The 18,003-nt window shown below is 71.5% G+C and carries 16 protein-coding genes; 10 read left to right on the top strand and 6 right to left on the bottom strand.

Translation table 11 applies throughout. From position 1 onward, the window contains the following. Nucleotides 1-92: 92 nt before the first annotated feature. From IEX47_RS06740 to IEX47_RS06725, 4 genes are all read right to left on the bottom strand, one after another. A complete protein-coding gene (locus tag IEX47_RS06740) occupies nucleotides 93-947 on the bottom strand; it encodes a DUF6929 family protein (RefSeq protein WP_188783221.1) in 855 nt (284 codons plus the stop codon). A gap of 127 nt (nucleotides 948-1,074) precedes the next feature. Next, nucleotides 1,075-1,290 carry a hypothetical protein gene (locus IEX47_RS06735; protein ID WP_188783220.1) on the bottom strand — a complete coding sequence of 72 codons (216 nt, stop codon included), beginning with the start codon at nucleotides 1,288-1,290 and terminating at the stop codon, nucleotides 1,075-1,077. 101 nt (nucleotides 1,291-1,391) lie between these two features. Further along, nucleotides 1,392-2,927: an adenylate/guanylate cyclase domain-containing protein gene (locus IEX47_RS06730; protein ID WP_188783219.1), complete on the bottom strand. Its 1,536-nt coding sequence runs from the start codon at nucleotides 2,925-2,927 to the stop codon at nucleotides 1,392-1,394. A gap of 68 nt (nucleotides 2,928-2,995) precedes the next feature. Beyond that, entirely contained in the window at nucleotides 2,996-4,510 is a 1,515-nt protein-coding gene (locus IEX47_RS06725; protein ID WP_188783218.1) for an adenylate/guanylate cyclase domain-containing protein, read from the bottom strand. Between the two features lie 51 nt (nucleotides 4,511-4,561). On the opposite strand from IEX47_RS06725, the gene ilvD reads away from it, so the two are divergent. The 7 genes from ilvD (at nucleotide 4,562) to ilvC (ending at nucleotide 12,427) form a co-directional block, all read left to right on the top strand. Next, on the top strand, nucleotides 4,562-6,409 hold the full coding sequence (ilvD, locus tag IEX47_RS06720; protein ID WP_188783217.1) for a dihydroxy-acid dehydratase: 1,848 nt from the start codon (nucleotides 4,562-4,564) through the stop codon (nucleotides 6,407-6,409). Further along, nucleotides 6,406-7,098, top strand: coding sequence for a GNAT family N-acetyltransferase (locus IEX47_RS06715; RefSeq protein ID WP_188783216.1), 693 nt, complete (start codon nucleotides 6,406-6,408; stop codon nucleotides 7,096-7,098). Before ilvD ends, IEX47_RS06715 begins: the two co-directional genes overlap by 4 nt. Further along, nucleotides 7,098-8,027, top strand: coding sequence for a hypothetical protein (locus IEX47_RS06710; RefSeq protein WP_188783215.1), 930 nt, complete (start codon nucleotides 7,098-7,100; stop codon nucleotides 8,025-8,027). Before IEX47_RS06715 ends, IEX47_RS06710 begins: the two co-directional genes overlap by 1 nt. A gap of 65 nt (nucleotides 8,028-8,092) precedes the next feature. Then, nucleotides 8,093-8,740, top strand: coding sequence for a 4a-hydroxytetrahydrobiopterin dehydratase (locus IEX47_RS06705; RefSeq protein ID WP_188783214.1), 648 nt, complete (start codon nucleotides 8,093-8,095; stop codon nucleotides 8,738-8,740). 266 nt (nucleotides 8,741-9,006) lie between these two features. After that, nucleotides 9,007-10,785 (top strand): acetolactate synthase large subunit, encoded by a 1,779-nt coding sequence (locus tag IEX47_RS06700; protein ID WP_188783213.1) that lies wholly within the window; start codon nucleotides 9,007-9,009, stop codon nucleotides 10,783-10,785. Beyond that, nucleotides 10,785-11,327, top strand: a complete 543-nt coding sequence (gene ilvN / locus IEX47_RS06695; protein WP_188783212.1) for an acetolactate synthase small subunit — start codon at nucleotides 10,785-10,787, stop codon at nucleotides 11,325-11,327. Before IEX47_RS06700 ends, ilvN begins: the two co-directional genes overlap by 1 nt. 74 nt (nucleotides 11,328-11,401) lie before the next feature. Continuing rightward, complete coding sequence (ilvC, locus tag IEX47_RS06690) at nucleotides 11,402-12,427, top strand: ketol-acid reductoisomerase (RefSeq protein ID WP_308423255.1); 1,026 nt, start codon at nucleotides 11,402-11,404, stop codon at nucleotides 12,425-12,427. Nucleotides 12,428-12,522: 95 nt separating this feature from the next. Here ilvC and IEX47_RS06685 read toward each other — a convergent pair whose 3' ends face one another. Together IEX47_RS06685 and IEX47_RS06680 are read right to left on the bottom strand one after the other, a co-directional pair. Further along, on the bottom strand, nucleotides 12,523-13,386 hold the full coding sequence (locus IEX47_RS06685) for an ABC-2 transporter permease (protein ID WP_229662684.1): 864 nt from the start codon (nucleotides 13,384-13,386) through the stop codon (nucleotides 12,523-12,525). Next, nucleotides 13,383-14,279, bottom strand: a complete 897-nt coding sequence (locus IEX47_RS06680) for an ABC transporter ATP-binding protein (protein WP_188783211.1) — start codon at nucleotides 14,277-14,279, stop codon at nucleotides 13,383-13,385. Before IEX47_RS06680 ends, IEX47_RS06685 begins: the two co-directional genes overlap by 4 nt. Nucleotides 14,280-14,411: 132 nt before the next feature. Between IEX47_RS06680 and IEX47_RS06675 the strand changes: the two genes are divergently transcribed. From IEX47_RS06675 to IEX47_RS06665, 3 genes are all read left to right on the top strand, one after another. Beyond that, nucleotides 14,412-15,110, top strand: coding sequence for a DsbA family oxidoreductase (locus tag IEX47_RS06675; protein WP_188783210.1), 699 nt, complete (start codon nucleotides 14,412-14,414; stop codon nucleotides 15,108-15,110). Nucleotides 15,111-15,304: 194 nt separating this feature from the next. After that, a complete protein-coding gene (gene serA, locus IEX47_RS06670; RefSeq protein ID WP_188783209.1) occupies nucleotides 15,305-16,894 on the top strand; it encodes a phosphoglycerate dehydrogenase in 1,590 nt (529 codons plus the stop codon). Between the two features lie 214 nt (nucleotides 16,895-17,108). Next, a complete protein-coding gene (locus IEX47_RS06665) occupies nucleotides 17,109-17,990 on the top strand; it encodes a glycoside hydrolase family 16 protein (protein WP_188783208.1) in 882 nt (293 codons plus the stop codon). Nucleotides 17,991-18,003 lie beyond the last annotated feature (13 nt).

Here is an 18,003-nt window from a genome sequence, read left to right as displayed (position 1 = left end):
TGACCCACGTGCGCCCTCTCGGCACTCCGGATCTGCCATCTCGCCGCACACCATGTGCCGCCTCGGCGTACGGCCTGGGGCTCGAGCGGGGCTCAGATGCCGGTGAGCTCGAGGCGGCAGAGCTGGGCGGCGAGGCCGGGGTCGTCGCGATCGGTGACCGCCCAGCCCCCGCGCAGGTCGGGGTCGACGACGAGGCCCTCGGCCTTCAGGGTGCTCGGCGTTCCGTCGAGCCCGAGTAGGGGAGTCCACCGGGCACGTTCGCCATCGATCACCCCGAACGCCGCGCCGGCGACCGGCCCGTCCACCACCGGGTCGTCGGTGTCCTCGGCGGCCGCGAGGAACGCCAGGCGCCCGTCCGGCAGGGCCGCGAGGTCCGTCACGTGCGCAGGTACGCCGTCCAGTACCGCCGGCTCGACCGTCACGGTCCGCTCGACCCGGGGGCGCCCGTCGTGCAGCACCCGGGCTGAGAGATCGAGGAGGACATCGGGGGAGGAGCCCGTGGCCCGGTGGCAGAGCCGGAGCACGCCGTCGACGACGACGGCGCCCTCGATGTTGGGCGCCTCGCCGAGCGCGACGGACAGTGCGGCGTAGAGGGCGGTCAGGTCGTGGGCGCTCGCGCGCCCCTCACCGGCACGCGGCAGGCGCGTGCCGAGCCAGCGGTTGGAGAGCGAGCCCGAGCCGAGCAGCCAGATGTCGTCGCCGTCGCGGAACGCGGCCTCGTAGTCGGGCTTGCGCGACTTCTCGAGCCGCCGTCCGTCGCCGGCGAGGGCCTGGTGGTGGACGCTGCCCGTGGCGGGGTCGACGAGCGTCACGGCGTGCGCGTCGTCGCCGACGACCAGGAGCCGGTCGCCCACGGTGAGCAGGGCGGAGCCGGCGCGCACGCCGTCGACCTCGCGCACCGACACGAGGCGCGCGACGAGGTCCTCGTCGTGCTCCGTGCGGATCACGGTGCAGCCCCGGGTGAGTTCACCGAAACCGCCCGTGAAGGACGAGAGTTCATGGCACGCTCGGAGCGGCGGGTCTGCCACCGGCGCGCGGGAGGGAGGGCGCCGGCGGCGGGCCCCGCCGTGAACCTCAGGCCTGCTCCTGCACGGCGTCGTCCGTGCTGGAGGCGGCGTCGCGATGGCCGAGCCGCGCGGCCAGGAACTCCTCGACGACGATCCGCTGCGCGCGGGTCCGGGCGAGGGCCGTGCTGGCGACCATCGCGTTGCGGCACGCCTGCTGCTGCGCGGCCGTGGCCCACGAGTCGACGAGGGCGGCGACGCGCTGGCGGGGGATCTGGAAGACCAAGGCGGGGGCTCGCTCGGGTGTCGGTGAATCAGGACATTTCGAGGGTAGTGACGCCGCGCTGACACGCCAACCTCGACGCGCGCGAAATCGCCGCTCTCCAGCTAGGGCAGGTCTTCCGACGCGCGGGTGACCGCGATCGCCGTCTCGGCCTGGCGACCGCGGGCGCGGACGGCGTTCTTGTGCTCCCAGTGGGTGGCCTCGTCGCCGGCGGCGTCGAGGAGGACGGCGTTGGCGACCACGCGCCCGGGGAACTTCTTCGCGACCTCGGAGAGGCGGGAGGCCTCGGTGACAGGGTCGCCGATCACGGTGTACTCGTAGCGCTCGGCGACCCCGACGTTGCCGGCCACCATCTCGCCGGCCGCCACGCCGATGCCGGCGGGGACCTCGGGGAGCTCCTCCTGCAGGCGCGCCCCCAGCTCGCGGGCGGCGGCGAGGATGTGGGCCTCGAGGTCGTCGACCGGCAGGGGGATGCCCCACACGGCGAGGGCCGCGTCGCCTTCGAACTTGTTGATCCAGCCGCCGTGGGCGTGCACGACGTCGATGACGATCTCGAAGAACCGGTTGAGGAGCGCGACGACATCGGCCGGCTCGCGCTCGGTCGCCAGCGCCGTCGAGCCGATGACGTCGGCGAAGAGGATGCCGCCGTAGCGCGCCTCGCCCCCCAGCTGCACGCCGCCACGCAACGCAGCCCGGGCCACGTCGCCGCCGACGTGGCGGTCGAAGAGGTCGCGCATCCGCTCGCGTTCGCGCAGGCCCTCGGCCATCTCGTTGAAGCCCGACTGGAGGAGGCCGATCTCGGTGGCGTCGTACACCGGCAGTGTCGCGCCGAGGTCACCGCGCTCGACCTGGGCGAGGGCGAGGCGGAGCTGCCGGACGGGGTCGGAGGTCGCCCGCGCGGCGAGCACGATCATCACGCCGCCGACGAAGAAGGCGATGGCGGCGAGGATGACGATGGTGCGGGCGACCGGACGGACCTCGGCGCCAGTGTCGTCGGTGAGCAGCCGGTTGCCGACGAGGACGAGGCCGGCGACGGGCGCCGCGGTGCCCAGGCCCCACGCGAACATCGTGCGGGTCACGACCGTCTGCACCCGCATCCGCTCGGGGACGCCGGTGCGCAGCGCAACGCTCGCGAAGCCGCGGAGGAGGCGCTCGCTGACCAGATAGGCCAGCGCGCTGGCGCTGACGCCGGCCAGGGCGACGACCTGGGCGATGATCAGCGCGACGTCGGTCGTGTAGCGAGCTCCGTTGAAGCCGGCGAAGATGCCGACCGCCAGCAGCCACCCGATCGCGTGGTAGACGAGCGTCCAGCGGGGGATGGCCAGGAGCCACAGCTTCTCGGCGTCGGTCGGGGCGCGGCGAGCACGCACCCACCTCAGTACGGGACGGTTGAGCAGGAGCATGCACGCGAAGCCGTAGATGAGCGTGGGGATCGTGAGCGCGAGGATCAGCAGGAGGTTGGCCGTCAACCAGGAGTTCTGGATCTCGACAGGGAGCGGGATCACGAAGGCGATGAGGCCGAAGACGATCAGCGCGCCCGCGAGGTTGATCGTCACGAGCGCGACGCTCGAGACCACGTGGGTGCGGCGGACGAGCGGCTGCGCCATGTAGCGGCGGCGGATCTCGTCCCTGAGCGTCACAGGGAGAAGGTACCGACCCTTGCCGACATCCGGCGCACGACCGACGGGACTCAGCGATCAGGCAGGTCTCAGGAGAGGGGAGTGGCGAGGCGCGTGGTGGCACCGCGCCCGCGCAGCTCTACCGGGCGGCGTTCTCGCCAGTGGTCGGCCTCGTCGCCCGCGACCGCGAGCATCTCGGCGTTCGCGGCCACGCGCCCGCGCCGCTGCTTGGCCAGGTCGGTCAGCCGGGCCGCCTCGTTCACGGGGTCGCCGATGACGGTGTACTCGTAGCGCTGCGCTGCCCCGACGTTGCCGGCGACGGCGGTGCCGGCGGAGACCCCGATGCCCGCGTCGAGCTCGGTGATCTCCGCGCGCAGCCGCTCGGCCATGACGCGCGCCGCGCGGAGCGCCTGCGCCTCCATGGCGTCGACCTCGGTCGGCGCGCCCCAGATGGCGAGCACGCCGTCGTCCTCGAACTTGTTGATCCATCCGCCGTGCTCGTGGACCACCTCGACCACGATCTCGAGGAACCGGTTGAGCAGGCGTACGACGTCGGCAGGCGCACGGTCGTGGGCGATCTCGCCGACGCCGATGATGTCGACGAAGAGGATCGCCACGCGCCGGGCCTCGCCGCCGAGCTGGACGGTGCCCTCGAGGGCGGTGCGGGCGACCTCGCCGCCGACGTGGCGGCCGAAGAGGTCGCGCAGCCGCTCGCGCTCGCGCAGGCCGGTGACCATCGTGTTGTAGCTCGCCTGCAGCAGGCCGATCTCGGTGGCGTCGTCGACCGCGACCGTCTGGCCGAAGTCGCCGTGCGAGACGGCCGCGAACGACGCGCGGAGGCTCCGCACCGGGTCCGAGGTCGCGCGCGCCGCGAGGTAGGTCGTCGCGCCGCCGATCAGCAGCGTCATCAGCCCGAGCACGAACATCGTGATCGCGAGCTGGTGCACGGAGACGAGCACGCTGTCGAGGAGCGTGTTGACGCCCACGATCGCGAGTCCGAGGAGCGGCACGCCGGTGCCGAGGAGCCAGGCGAAGAGCGTGCGCGCCGCCACCGTGCGCACCCGCAGGCGCTCGGGTACGCCGCGGCGCAGGGCGTTGCGGATCACCGGGCGCAGCAGCCGCTCGGTCACGAGGTACGCCACCGATGCTGCGACGAGCCCGGACAGCGCGGTGATGGTGGCGACGACGAAGCCGAGCCGGGCGTCGTACACGGCGTTGAAGCCGCCGAAGATCGCGCAGGCCGCCGCCCACGCGAGCGCGTGCAGCAGGAAGGTCCGGCGCGGGATGGACAGCAGGTTGCGCTGCTCGTCGGGGAAGGGGCGGCGCCGCTCGACGAGCCAGCCGAGCGAGTTCGTGATCGCCCAGCGTGCGCCGGCGACGGCGTACAGCGCGATCCCGGGCAGGAGCAGGACGAGCAGGAGCGCGTTGCGCCAGACCTGGTTGGCGTCGTAGACCACCGGGAGCGGCACGACGAGGATCGTCAGCAGGAAGGTGCCGCCGGCCCCGAACAGGTTGATGGCGAGGACGGCGAGCGCCGCCCGGATCCGGACCTGGACGGCCGGGGGGAGGCTGGCCGTGCGGCCGGGTCCCCAGGGTGTGCTCACGGGAAGAAGGTACCGAGTCCGAGCGCCCACGCGGCGACTAACCTTGGTCCCATGCCTCAGCTTCGCTCTGCCACGTCCACGTCCGGCCGCAACATGGCCGGTGCCCGCGCCCTCTGGCGCGCGACCGGCATGACCGACTCCGACTTCGGCAGGCCGATCATCGCGATCGCCAACTCGTTCACCGAGTTCGTGCCGGGTCACGTCCACCTCCGTGACCTCGGCAAGATCGTCGCCGAGACCGTCAAGGAGGCCGGCGGCGTCGCCAAGGAGTTCAACACCATCGCTGTCGACGACGGCATCGCGATGGGCCACGGCGGCATGCTCTACAGCCTCCCGAGCCGCGAGCTGATCGCCGACGCGGTCGAGTACATGGTCCAGGCGCACTGCGCCGACGCGATCGTCTGCATCTCCAACTGCGACAAGATCACCCCCGGCATGCTGCTGGCCGCGCTGCGTCTCAACATCCCGGTCGTCTTCGTCTCCGGCGGCCCGATGGAGGCCGGCAAGACCACCGCGATCGAGGGCATCGTCCACTCCAAGCTCGACCTGGTCGACGCGATGGTGCTCGCGGTCGACGAGCGGGTCAGCGACGAGGTCCTCGACACCGTCGAGCGCTCCGCGTGTCCCACCTGCGGCTCCTGCTCCGGCATGTTCACCGCCAACTCGATGAACTGCCTGACCGAGGCGATCGGCCTCTCGCTCCCGGGCAACGGCTCCACGCTCGCGACCCACGCCAAGCGCCGCGCGCTCTTCGAGGAGGCCGGCCGCCTGGTCGTCGACCTCTGCAAGCGCTACTACGACAACGACGACGAGTCGGTGCTGCCGCGCGCCATCGCGAGCCGTGCCGCCTTCGAGAACGCCGTCGCCCTCGACGTCGCGATGGGCGGCTCGACCAACACCGTCCTCCACCTGCTGGCTGCCGCCCGCGAGGCGGAGCTCGAGTTCGACGTCCACGACATCGACGCGATCTCGCGCCGCGTGCCCTGCCTGAGCAAGGTCGCCCCCAACAGCCCGAAGTTCCACATGGAGGACGTCCACCGCGCTGGTGGCATCCCCGCGCTCCTCGGTGAGCTCCGCCGCGGCGGCGCCCTCAACGAGGACGTCCACTCGGTCCACTCGCCCGACCTCGACAGCTGGCTGGCCGACTGGGACATCCGCAGTGGCACCGCCACCCAGAAGGCCCTCGACCTGTTCCAGGCCGCTCCCGGTGGCGTCCGCACCACCGAGGCGTTCTCGACGGAGAACGTCTGGGGCACGCTCGACACCGACGCCGCCGAGGGCTGCATCCGCGACTTCGAGCACGCCTACTCCGCCGACGGCGGCCTGGCGATCCTCTCCGGCAACATCGCCGTCGACGGCTGCGTCGTCAAGACCGCCGGCGTCCCCGAGGAGTGCCTGACCTTCACCGGCACGGCGATCGTCTTCGAGTCGCAGGACGACGCCGTCACCGGCATCCTCTCCAAGCAGGTCAAGGAGGGCCACGTCGTGGTCATCCGCTACGAGGGCCCCAAGGGCGGCCCCGGCATGCAGGAGATGCTCTACCCCACGTCGTACCTCAAGGGCCTGGGTCTCGGGCAGAAGTGCGCGCTGATCACCGACGGCCGCTTCTCCGGTGGCTCCAGTGGCCTGAGCATCGGCCACATCTCGCCGGAGGCGGCAGGCGGTGGCCTGATCGCGCTCGTCGAGGACGGCGACCAGATCTCCATCGACATCCCGAAGCGCACGATCCACCTCGACGTCGAGGACCACGTGCTCATGGAGCGTCGCCTGCAGCAGGAGAAGCGCGAGAAGCCGTACACCCCGGCCAACCGCGACCGCTATGTCTCCGCCGCCCTGCGTGCCTACGCCTCGATGGCGACCTCCGCCTCCGACGGCGCCTACCGCCGCGTCCCCGAGTGACCGGCGCCAGCGAGCAGCCCGTGGGCCCGGAGGTCCCGGGCTGGTCCCCGCGCCCCTTTCCGGAGCCGGTGACCCTCACGGGTCGCTATGCCGAGCTCCGGCCGCTCAGCTCCGCCGACTACGCCGAGCTGTACGCCGCGACGTGCGGTCCCGACGACGGCTCACGGTGGACGTACCTCCCGGCCGTGATGCCGAAGGACCTGCCGGCGCTCTGGATGCTGATGGCCTCGCGCCTGGAGGCCGACCCGGCGACGTACGCGCTCGTGGGTGAGGACGGCCGGGTGGCGGGCACCTTCGCCCTCTGCTCGGTCGACCCGGTCAACGGCAGCATCGAGCTCGGCTGGGTCCTGCTCGGTGCCTCGCTCAGCCGCACGCGCGCGGCGACGGAGGCGTTCCACCTGGTCATGGCGCACGCCTTCGACGACCTCGGCTACCGCCGCCTCGAGTGGAAGTGCGACAGCCTCAACGAGCCCTCGCGCCGCGCTGCCGCGCGGCTGGGCTTCAGCTACGAGGGCACGTTCCGCCAGCACCGCGTGGTCAAGGGCCGCAACCGCGACTCCGCGTGGTTCTCGATCACCGACGCCGAGTGGCCCGCGCTCCGGGCGCGCAACGAGGCCTGGCTCGACCCCGCGAACTTCGACGCCGACGGCGGCCAGCGCACACCGCTCGTGCCCGCCAGCGCCGGCTGATGGCCCGTCCGATCCGCAACCAGGTCCTCACCGGCCTGGCCCTCGTCCTCGTCGCGCTCCTCGCGCTCTCGCAGGCCGTCGACCCGTCGTCGGGCACCGCGCCGACGCACCCCCGCACGGTGGCCGCCGAGGCGCCGCGTCCTCCGCTCGCGCCCGCGCTGCGGCGCCCGGAGCTCTTCGACGGCCGGATGTTCGTCGCCTACTACGGCACCGTCGGCACGCCCGTCCTCGGGGTGCTGGGGGAGTCGACGCCGGAGCAGGCCTTCGCGCGCGTACGCCGCGCGGCCGCGCCGTTCCGCCGGGCCGGGCTCGCTGCGCAGCCGGTCTTCGAGCTGATCGTCACCGTCGCCGACTCCCAGCCCGGTCCGGACGGTGACTACAACCACGACGTCCCCGTCGCCGCCGTACGCCGGTGGGTCGAGGCCGCACGGCGGTCCGGCGCGCTGCTGGTGCTCGACCTGCAGCCCGGCCGTGCCGACTTCCCGAGCGTCGCGAAGCGCTGGGAGTGGGCACTGCGCGACCCCAACGTCGGCCTCGCACTGGACCCCGAGTGGCGGATGCACGGTCGAGAGGTGCCCGGCCGTGTCATCGGGTCGGTCACGACGTGGGAGGTCAACCTGACCTCCCGCTGGCTGGAGCAGCTGGTGGAGGCCCGCCGCCTGCCCGAGAAGCTCTTCGTCGTCCACCAGTTCCGCCGCGACATGCTCCGTGGCCCGCACCGCGTGGAGGACCGGCGCCACCTCGCCGAGGTGCAGCACGTCGACGGCTTCGGCACCCCGCGCGAGAAGCTCGCCACCTATGCCGCCGTCGCGCGGCCCGGCGACTTCCGGATGGGCTTCAAGCTCTTCTACGACGAGGACCGGCCCCGGCTCTCGGCGGCCCAGGTCATGCGGATCCGTCCCCGGGTGGACTTCGTCAGCTTCCAGTAGCACGGTGGGGACATGACCACCCCCACGAACCACTCGCTGCGCTCGCGCTTCGCCGGGGATCCCGGATGAGCGACCTCATCGACAAGACCGCGTTCGACGCAGCCGGCCTCGACGACTGGCGGCACCTGCTCAACGCGCTCCACGCGCGCTTCGACCCCGGGTCGTACGCCGCCGGCCTGGCGCTCGTCGCAGCGATCGGTGCGGCGGCGGAGGAGCTGGACCACCACCCGGACCTGGACCTGCGCTGGGGCCACGTCAACGTCAAGGTCACCAGCCACGACAGCGGGGGAGTGACCACCCGCGACCTGCGGCTCGCGCGCCGGATCAGCGAGATCGCGGCGGCGGCCGGCGCCGTCGCCCGGCCCGAGCGGGTGCAGCGCATCGAGGTCGCCCTCGACACCGCCGACTGGCAGCGGGTCCGGCCGTTCTGGAAGGCCCTGCTCGACGGCGCCGACAACCCGCGCCTGCCCGACGAGGTCAACGACCCCGACGGCGCGACGCCCACGCTGTGGTTCCAGGAGACCGAGCCCCACGAGACGCCCCGGCAGCGCTTCCACCTCGACGTGCACGTGCCGCGCGACGTCGCCGAGGCCCGGATCGCGGCTGCGCTCGAGGCGGGCGGCACGCTGGTCAGCGACGCGGACGCCCCCGGGTTCGTGGTCCTCGCCGACCCCGATGGCAACAGGGCGTGCGTCTGCACGGGCTGGCGCTGAGCCCGTCCTCGGCCGCCCGGTCGTGCGGGCCGTGCCGCACCCGGGCGCCATGATGTGGGACCGGCGTACCGGAGTATGGGACGGCCGCCATACTGGCTTGACGCCTCCTTACCCGGCAGCGAACCTAGACGCATGCGGACTCTTCTCGTACGCACGCGACGCGTGGGCTGAAACGGACACAATCCCGATCACTCCATGCGTCATCCCCTCGTTGCCGGCAGGCCGAGGGGTTTTTTGTTGGAAAGACACGGCAGACAGGAAGCACGATGAGCGGTGCGAAGCAGGCGGGGAGCGGAGCGACCGACGCGGAGAGCGTGACGGGCGCCCAGAGCCTGGTCAAGGCCCTCGAGCACGCGGGCGTCGAGGACATCTTCGGCTACCCGGGCGGCGCCATCCTCCCGGCGTACGACCCGCTCTTCGACAGCAAGATCCGCCACATCCTCGTGCGCCACGAGCAGGGTGCGGGCCACGCCGCGGAGGGCTATGCCTCCGCGAGCGGCCGGGTCGGCGTCTGCATGGCGACCTCCGGCCCGGGCGCGACCAACCTGGTCACCCCGATCGCCGACGCCTACATGGACTCCGTGCCGATGGTCGCGATCACGGGCCAGGTGCCCGAGGCGCTGATCGGCACCGACGCCTTCCAGGAGGCGGACATCCGCGGCATCACGATGCCGATCACCAAGCACAACTTCCTCGTCACCGACGCCGCTGACATCCCGCGCACGATCGCCGAGGCGTTCCACCTCGCCTCGACCGGCCGTCCCGGCCCGGTCCTCGTCGACGTCACCAAGTCGGCGCTGCAGGCGACCACGTCGTTCCAGTGGCCGACCGAGATCACGCTGCCCGGCTACCGCCCGGTCACGCGCCCGCACGCCAAGCAGATCCGCGAGGCCGCGCGCCTGATCCTCGCCGCCCGCAAGCCCGTGCTGTACGTCGGTGGCGGCACGATCCGCTCCCGCGCGCACAAGGAGCTCCGGATCCTCGCGGAGCTGACCGGCATCCCGGTCGTCACGACGCTGATGGCCCGGGGCGCGTTCCCCGACAGCCACCCGCAGCACCTCGGCATGCCGGGCATGCACGGCACCGTCTCCGCGGTCGCCGCCCTGCAGAAGTCCGACCTGATCATCAGCCTCGGCGCCCGCTTCGACGACCGCGTCACCGGTGACCTCTCGACGTTCGCGCCGGGTGCGCTGATCATCCACGCCGACATCGACCCGGCCGAGATCGGCAAGAACCGCCACACCGACGTCCCGATCGTGGGCGACATCAAGGAGGTCCTCACCGACCTCATCGCGCTGCTCAAGGCCGACGGCCAGCAGGGCGACTACGAGGGCTGGGTCGCCTTCTGCGCCGGCATCAAGAAGCAGTACCCCCTGGGCTACGACACCCCGGTCGAGGGCCTCGCCCCGCAGTACGTCATCGAGCGCCTCGGTGCGATCTCCGGGCCCGAGACGATCTTCGCCGCGGGCGTCGGCCAGCACCAGATGTGGGCCGCGCAGTTCATCTCCTACGAGCACCCCAACACCTGGCTCAACTCCGGTGGTGCCGGCACGATGGGCTACTCCGTTCCCGCCGCGATGGGTGCGAAGGTCGCCTGCCCCGACGCGACCGTCTGGTCGATCGACGGCGACGGCTGCTTCCAGATGACCAACCAGGAGCTCGCGACCTGCGCGATCGAGGACATCCCGATCAAGGTCGCGGTCATCAACAACGACAACCTGGGCATGGTCCGCCAGTGGCAGACGCTCTTCTACAAGGAGCGCTACTCCAACACCGACCTCCAGGCCCACGGCAAGAAGGTCCGCATCCCCGACTTCCCGAAGCTCGCGGAGGCCTACGGCTGCATCGGCCTCTCCTGCGAGTCGGCCGCGGACGTCGACGCCACGATCAAGAAGGCCATGGAGATCGACGACCAGCCGGTCGTCATCGACTTCCGCGTCCACAAGGACGCCATGGTCTGGCCGATGATCGCCGGCGGCGCCAGCAACGACGAGATCCAGTACGCGCGCGACCTCGCGCCGCGCTTCGAGGAGGACGACCTCTGATGGCCCGCCACACGCTCTCCGTCCTGGTCGAGAACAAGCCCGGCGTGCTCACGCGCATCGCCGCGCTCTTCAGCCGCCGGGGCTTCAACATCGACTCGCTCGCCGTCGGCCCGACCGAGCACAGCGACGTCTCGCGCATGACGATCGTGGTCAACGTCGAGGAGACCCCGCTCGAGCAGGTCACCAAGCAGCTCAACAAGCTGATCGAGGTGCTCAAGATCGTCGAGCTCGACGGCACCTCCTCGGTCAACCGCGAGCTGCTGCTGGTCAAGCTGAAGGCCGACGCCGAGACCCGCGGCCAGGTCCTCGACGTGGTCCAGCTCTTCTCGGCCGACGTGGTCGACGTCGCCCCGGACGCCGTGACCGTCCAGCTCGTCGGCAGCAGCCAGCGCCTGGCCGACTTCCTCAAGGTCGTGGAGCCCTTCGGCATCCGCGAGCTGGTCCAGTCGGGCATGGTCGCGATCGGCCGTGGTCCCCGTTCGATCTCCGAGCGCACGCTGCGCCCGGTCGCCGTCCCCACCCCGCCGCCCGCTGTCGGCTGACTGACCTCGCTTCGACCTCCGGTCGGAGCACCTGACAATCTCTACGTACAAACCCACCAGAAGGAGAGCCCATCGTGGCTGAGATGTTCTACGACGACGACGCCGACCTGACCCTGATCCAGGGCAAGCAGGTCGCTGTCATCGGTTACGGCAGCCAGGGCCACGCCCACGCCCTCAACCTGCGCGACTCCGGCGTCGACGTCCGCATCGGCCTCAAGGCCGGCTCGAAGTCGATCGCCAAGGCCGAGGCCGAGGGCCTGAAGGTCCTCACGGTCGCCGAGGCCGTGGAGGAGGCTGACGTCATCGTCATCCTCGCTCCCGACCAGCACCAGCGGAAGATCTACGCCGACGACATCGCCCCGCACCTCGCCGAGGGCGACACCCTGGTCTTCGGCCACGGCTTCAACATCCGCTTCGGCTACATCCAGGCCCCCGCGGGCGTCGACGTGATCATGGTCGCCCCGAAGGCGCCGGGCCACACCGTCCGCCGCGAGTACGTCGCCGGCCGCGGCATCCCGGACATCATCGCCGTCGAGCAGGACGCCTCGGGCTCCGCGCTCGAGCTCGCGAAGTCCTACGCGAAGGCGATCGGCGGCACGCGCGCCGGCGTCATCATGACGACGTTCACCGAGGAGACCGAGACCGACCTCTTCGGTGAGCAGGCTGTCCTCTGCGGTGGCGTCTCGCAGCTCGTCCAGTACGGCTTCGAGACCCTGACCGAGGCCGGCTACCAGCCGGAGGTCGCCTACTTCGAGTGCCTCCACGAGCTCAAGCTCATCGTGGACCTCATGTGGGAGGGCGGCATCGCCAAGCAGCGCTGGTCCGTCTCCGACACCGCCGAGTACGGCGACTACGTCTCCGGCCCGCGTGTCATCGACCCGCGCGTCAAGGAGAACATGAAGGAGGTCCTCGCGGACATCCAGTCGGGTGCCTTCGCGAAGCGCTTCATCGACGACCAGGACGCCGGTGCTCCCGAGTTCCTCGAGCTCCGCGCCAAGGGTGCCGCGCACCCGATCGAGGAGACCGGCCGCAAGCTCCGTGGCCTCTTCTCCTGGAAGCAGCAGGACGAGGACTACGTCGAGGGCAGCGCTGCTCGTTGATGCTCCGCATCGCTGCTGCGCGCTGATCGCGACGTACGACGTCGAAGCCCCCGGCTCCCGCAAGGGAACCGGGGGCTTCGCCCATTTCGCCGCGGCTACTTGACCTCGGTCCGCATCACGAGCCGGAGGCCGACCAGGAACGGCACGACGATCCAGAGCAGCGTGGTGATCCCGAGCTGGGCCCACTGCTCGCCGGTCAGGTTGCTGTCGAAGAGCAGGAAGCGGGTCTGGTTGAGGTCGAACCAGCCCGCGTGCTCGGCCCACCAGTGCTGCGACGAGGCGAGCGCACCCGAGATGCCGGGCAGCACGAAGTTCACGACGAAGTAGCCGACCACGGCGGCGGGAGAGCTCCGGAAGACCAGGCCGAGCGCGAAGCCGAGCAGCATGCCCAGCTCGTTGGCCAGGACGATCTTGGCGAACGTCGACGCGGTGATGTCCCAGACCGCGTCGTTGCCGGTGACCAGCGACGTCACGAGGTTGCCGAAGGCACCGATGCCGAGGGCGAGCAGCATCGAGACCGCGCCGATCGCGAGCACGTCGACGAGCTTCGCGCCGATCACCGTGCGCCGGCTCGGAAGCAGGGTGAACGTCGAGAGCGCCGTCCGCTGGCTCCACTCGCTGGTCACCGCGAGGACGCCGACCACCGGGAGGACGATCGACATCGGGCTGCCCACTGCGGCTGCGAACGAGTCGAACGAGAGCGAGTCGCGGTCGCCGAGGAGCACCGTGGCGCCGGTCGCGATCACCGAGGCGATCACGATGCTGGCCATCAGCCAGAAGCCGGCACGGGTGTCGAACATCTTCTGCAGCTCGACGAGCAGCACCCGCCCGAACGGGATCCGCTCCGGCGTGCCGTCGGTCGCTCCGCTCCCCGGCCGCTTCGCCAGACGCCGTGCCCCGCCGTCGGCGTGGACGCCCGGGGAGGCCGGCGCGACCGTGGGGGAGAGGGTGGTGCTCATGCTGCTGCTCCTTCGCGGGAGGTGGAGGCGGTGAGCTCGAGGAACATCTCCTCGAGGCGGGCGCCGTCGGCGGCGCGGAGCTCGGTGACGGCGATCCCGGCCGCGAACGCGACCTGGCCGACCCGGGCGCTGTCAGCGGTGACGAGGAGGCCACCGTCGGTGGCCGTGGCGGTGAGGCCCGCAGCGGAGAGGGCCTCACCGAGCGCAGTCGCGTCGGCAGCACGCACGAGCGTCTCGCCGCTTGCCAGCAGCGACTGCTTGGTGCCCGCGGCGACGATCCGTCCCTGCCCGATCACGACGAGGTCGTCGGCGACGACCTCGATCTCGTTGAGCAGGTGCGACGAGAGCAGCACGGTGCCGCCGTCATCCGCGAAACCGCGCAGCAGGTCGCGCATCCAGCGGATGCCGGCGGGGTCCAGGCCGTTGGCCGGCTCGTCGAGGATCAGCACCGACGGGTCCCCGAGCAGGGCCGAGGCGATGCCGAGTCGCTGGCGCATGCCGAGCGAGTAGTTCCGCACCCGGCGTCCGGCCTCCTCGTCGGTCAGGCCGACGAGGTCGAGCATGGCGTCGACGCGGGAGGCGGGCAGCCCCATGAGGCGTGCGTTGATCCGCAGCACCTCACGGCCGGTGCGGCCGGCGTGCTGCGCGGAGGCGTCGAGGAGGACGCCGACCTCGCGCCCCGGGTTGGGCAGGTCGGCGAAACGGCGGCCGAGGATCTCGGCGGTGCCGGACGAAGGGTCGGTCAGGCCGACGATGACCCGCATGGTGGTGGACTTGCCGGCGCCGTTGGGGCCCAGGAAGCCGGTGACGCGTCCGGGCTCGGCGGTGAAGGAGACGTGGTCGACGGCGGCGTGGGCGCCGTAGGACCGGGTCAGGGAGTCGACGGTGATCATGGCCTCGAGCCTCGCCCGGGACGGCCCTGCTGCGCTTCGGGCAGGACCCCGGTCCCGACCCTGAGATCACCCCCGAGAGGCCGGGGGAGCGACCCCGGGAACAAGGGGACGTGTCAACCTGTTGTGCTGGCCATGGAGATCGAGATCTGGTCCGACGTCGTCTGCCCCTGGTGCTACATCGGCAAGCGCCGTCTGGAGAAGGCCCTTGCCGACTTCCCCCACGAGGTGAACGTGACCTGGCGGTCGTTCCAGCTCGACCCGGGCGCACCCACCGAGCCCGTCGAGACCGTCGCCCAGGCGCTTGGCCGCAAGTACGGCGGGGGCGAGGCCGCCGGTCGCCAGATGATCGACCGGGTCGAGGCCGCTGCTGCCGAGGAGGGCATGCTCTGGCGCCACCACCAGTCGCAGCGCGTCGGCACCGTCGACGCCCACCGCCTCCTCCACCTCGCGCTGCACGACGGCGGGACCAAGCTCCAGGGCGCGCTCAAGGAGCGCCTCCTCGCGGCGTACTTCATGGAGGCGGCCAACGTCGCCGACCACGCGGTCCTGCGCGGCCTCGCCGCGGAGGTCGGCCTCGATGCTGCGCGCGTCGACGAGGTCCTGGCCGGCACCGAGTTCCTCGACGAGGTGTACGCCGACCAGCAGCAGGCCGGCGCGTACGGCGCGACCGGCGTCCCCTTCTACGTGATCGAGAAGCGCTACGGCGTCTCGGGCGCCCAGCCGTCCCAGGCCCTGCTGCAGGTGCTCGACCGCGCCTGGTCCGACGCTCACCCTGTGCTGACCGTCCTCGAGGGTGACGACGCCTGCGGCCCTGACGGCTGCGCGATCTGAGCGTCTCCGCGCGCCGGCCCGCCGCCGCGTGAGCACGGCCGCACAGCCCGCTGTGCGGCCGTGAAACCCGCTCCTGCGCGTCATCGCCCTCCCTGTAGAGTGAGGGCTCGCGCACAGCGTCGTGCACTCCTGCCGGAGTCGACTGTCCTCCGGCTGCCGCCCTGATCCGCTCCACACACCCTCGAGGAACCGCTGTGAGCAAGCCCGTTGTCCTCATCGCCGAAGAGCTGAGCCCCGCGACCATCGACGCGCTGGGTCCCGACTTCGAGATCCGCAACTGCAACGGCGCCGACCGCGCCGAGCTGCTGCCGGCCATCGCCGACGTCGACGCGATCCTGGTCCGCTCCGCGACCCAGGTCGACGCCGAGGCCCTGGCCGCCGCGTCCAAGCTGAAGATCGTCGCCCGCGCCGGCGTGGGCCTCGACAACGTCGACGTCAAGGCCGCCACCGAGCGTGGCGTCATGGTCGTCAACGCCCCGACCTCCAACATCGTCTCCGCCGCCGAGCTCGCCGTCGCGCTGATGCTCGCGGCCGCGCGCAACGTCTCCCCGGCGCACGCCGCGCTCAAGGACGGCGTCTGGGCCCGCTCGAAGTACTCCGGCATCGAGCTCTACGAGAAGACCGCCGCGATCGTGGGCCTCGGCCGCATCGGCGTCCTCGTCGCGCAGCGCCTCTCGGCGTTCGGCATGAAGGTCATCGCCTACGACCCCTACGTCCAGGCCGGCCGCGCCGCCCAGATGGGTGTCCGCCTCGTCGACCTCGACACGCTGATGGCCGAGGCTGACTTCCTGACCGTCCACCTCCCGAAGACCCCGGAGACCGTCGGCCTGATCGGTGCCGACGCCCTCTCCAAGGCGAAGAAGGAGCTCGTCGTCGTCAACGCCGCCCGTGGCGGCATCGTCGACGAGGACGCGCTCTACGCTGCGCTCAAGGAGGGCCGCATCGCGGCCGCCGGCCTCGACGTCTACGCCAAGGAGCCGTGCACCGACAGCCCGCTCTTCACCCTCGACAACGTCGTCGCCACGCCGCACCTCGGCGCTTCGACCGACGAGGCCCAGGAGAAGGCCGGCATCGCCGTCGCCAAGTCCGTGCGCCTGGCGCTCGCCGGCGAGCTCGTGCCCGACGCCGTCAACGTGCAGGGCGGCGTCATCGCCGAGGACGTCCGTCCCGGCATCCCGCTCACCGAGAAGCTCGGCCGCGTCTTCACTGCGCTGGCCGGCGAGGTCGCCCAGCAGATCGACGTCGAGGTCCGCGGCGAGATCACCGAGTACGACGTCAAGGTGCTCGAGCTCGCTGCCCTCAAGGGCGTCTTCGCCGACGTCGTGGAGGAGCAGGTCTCCTACGTCAACGCGCCGCTGCTCGCCGCCGAGCGTGGCACGGCGGTGCGTCTGGTCGCCGAGTCGGAGTCCCCGGACCACCGCAACCTGATCACGATCCGTGGCACGCTCGCCGACGGCTCGCAGGTCTCCGTCTCCGGCACGCTGGTCGGCATCCACCAGCGCGAGCGCCTCGTCGAGGTCAACGGCTTCGACATCGACGTCGAGCTCACCGACCACCTCGCGTTCCTCCGCTACGAGGACCGTCCGGGCATGGTCGGCCTGCTCGGCACCCTCCTGGGTGACGCGGGCGTCAACATCGCCGGCATGCAGGTTGCTCGCGATGCGCAGGGCGGACAGGCCCTGGTCGCGCTCTCGGTCGACTCCGCGATCCCGGCCGAGACGCTCGCCCTGGTCGAGGCCGAGATCAAGGCCGAGTCGGTGCGCGCGGCGGACCTCAGCGTCTGAGACCTGCGTCACATCATCCGGGGAGGCCCGGCGGCGTCATGCCGCCGGGCCTCTGCCGTCTCTAGGGTGCACGGCGACGGAAACCGGTCTGGCTTGGGGGAGCCACGGTCACGGCGCCGATCTTGGGACGGCCACAACCCTGTGGCGCCACCTGTAGACAGGCATGTCCTCTTCCGGGACGAGGCATGCCCGTAGGCCCTGGAAGGACCTCGCCATGCTCTCTGCACCGCGTCCTCTGCTCGTCCGCTGCCTCGCACTGCTCGCCCTCCTCGCCGGCCTCGCGGTCGCTCCGACCGCGACGCAGTCCGCCTCCGCTGCTGTGGCCACGACCGATGCCTGCGGCGCGCTGGTCGCGAAGAGCACCGGCGGCTACTGGTCCTGCTCGTTCGTCGACGACTTCTCCGGCAAGTCCCTCGACACCTCGAAGTGGAACGTGCAGAACACCGCGCTCAGCGGCTACGCCCTCAACGCCACCTGTTTCCGCGGCGGCAACGTCGCGCTCCGCGGCGGCACCGCCGTCCTCTCGGTGACCCGCTCCGCGAGCGCCAACGCCTGCACGACGCCTTCCGGCAGCTTCGACACGCCCTACACCGGCGCGGACATCAACACCTCGGGCAAGTTCAGCCAGGCCAACGGCCGCTTCGAGGTGCGCATGAAGTACCCGTCGTACGCCGGCGCCGGCTACCAGGGCGGCTTCTGGATGAACCCGCAGAACCGCTCGTACGGCGCGTGGCCGGCCTCCGGTGAGATCGACGTCGCGGAGTGGTACTCGCAGCACGCCGACGGGGTCTTCCCGAACCTGCACTACACCGGCAGCACCACGGGCGACATGGGCCAGTGCGCCGTCGCCAACGCGGCGGCCTGGCACACCTACACCGTCGAGTGGTCGCTGCACCGCATGGACTACTTCGTCGACGGCACGCTCTGCCACTCGCGCACCTGGTTGCCGAGCTCGCCGCTGGTCAATCCGCAGCCCTTCGACAAGCCGTTCTTCCTCGACCTGACCGCAGGCGTCGGCGGCGGGACGAACGCTCCCACCTCCGCGACGCCCTTCCCGGCCGCGATCACCGTCGACTACGCCCGCGCCTGGCGCTGACCCGACGCAGCTG

It is taken from the genome of Nocardioides phosphati (genome assembly GCF_014646375.1).
Classification (GTDB): Bacteria; Actinomycetota; Actinomycetes; order Propionibacteriales; family Nocardioidaceae; genus Nocardioides; species Nocardioides phosphati.
The sequence above is the reverse complement of the archived record's forward strand: the minus strand, read 5'-3'. Positions and strand labels throughout refer to the sequence as shown.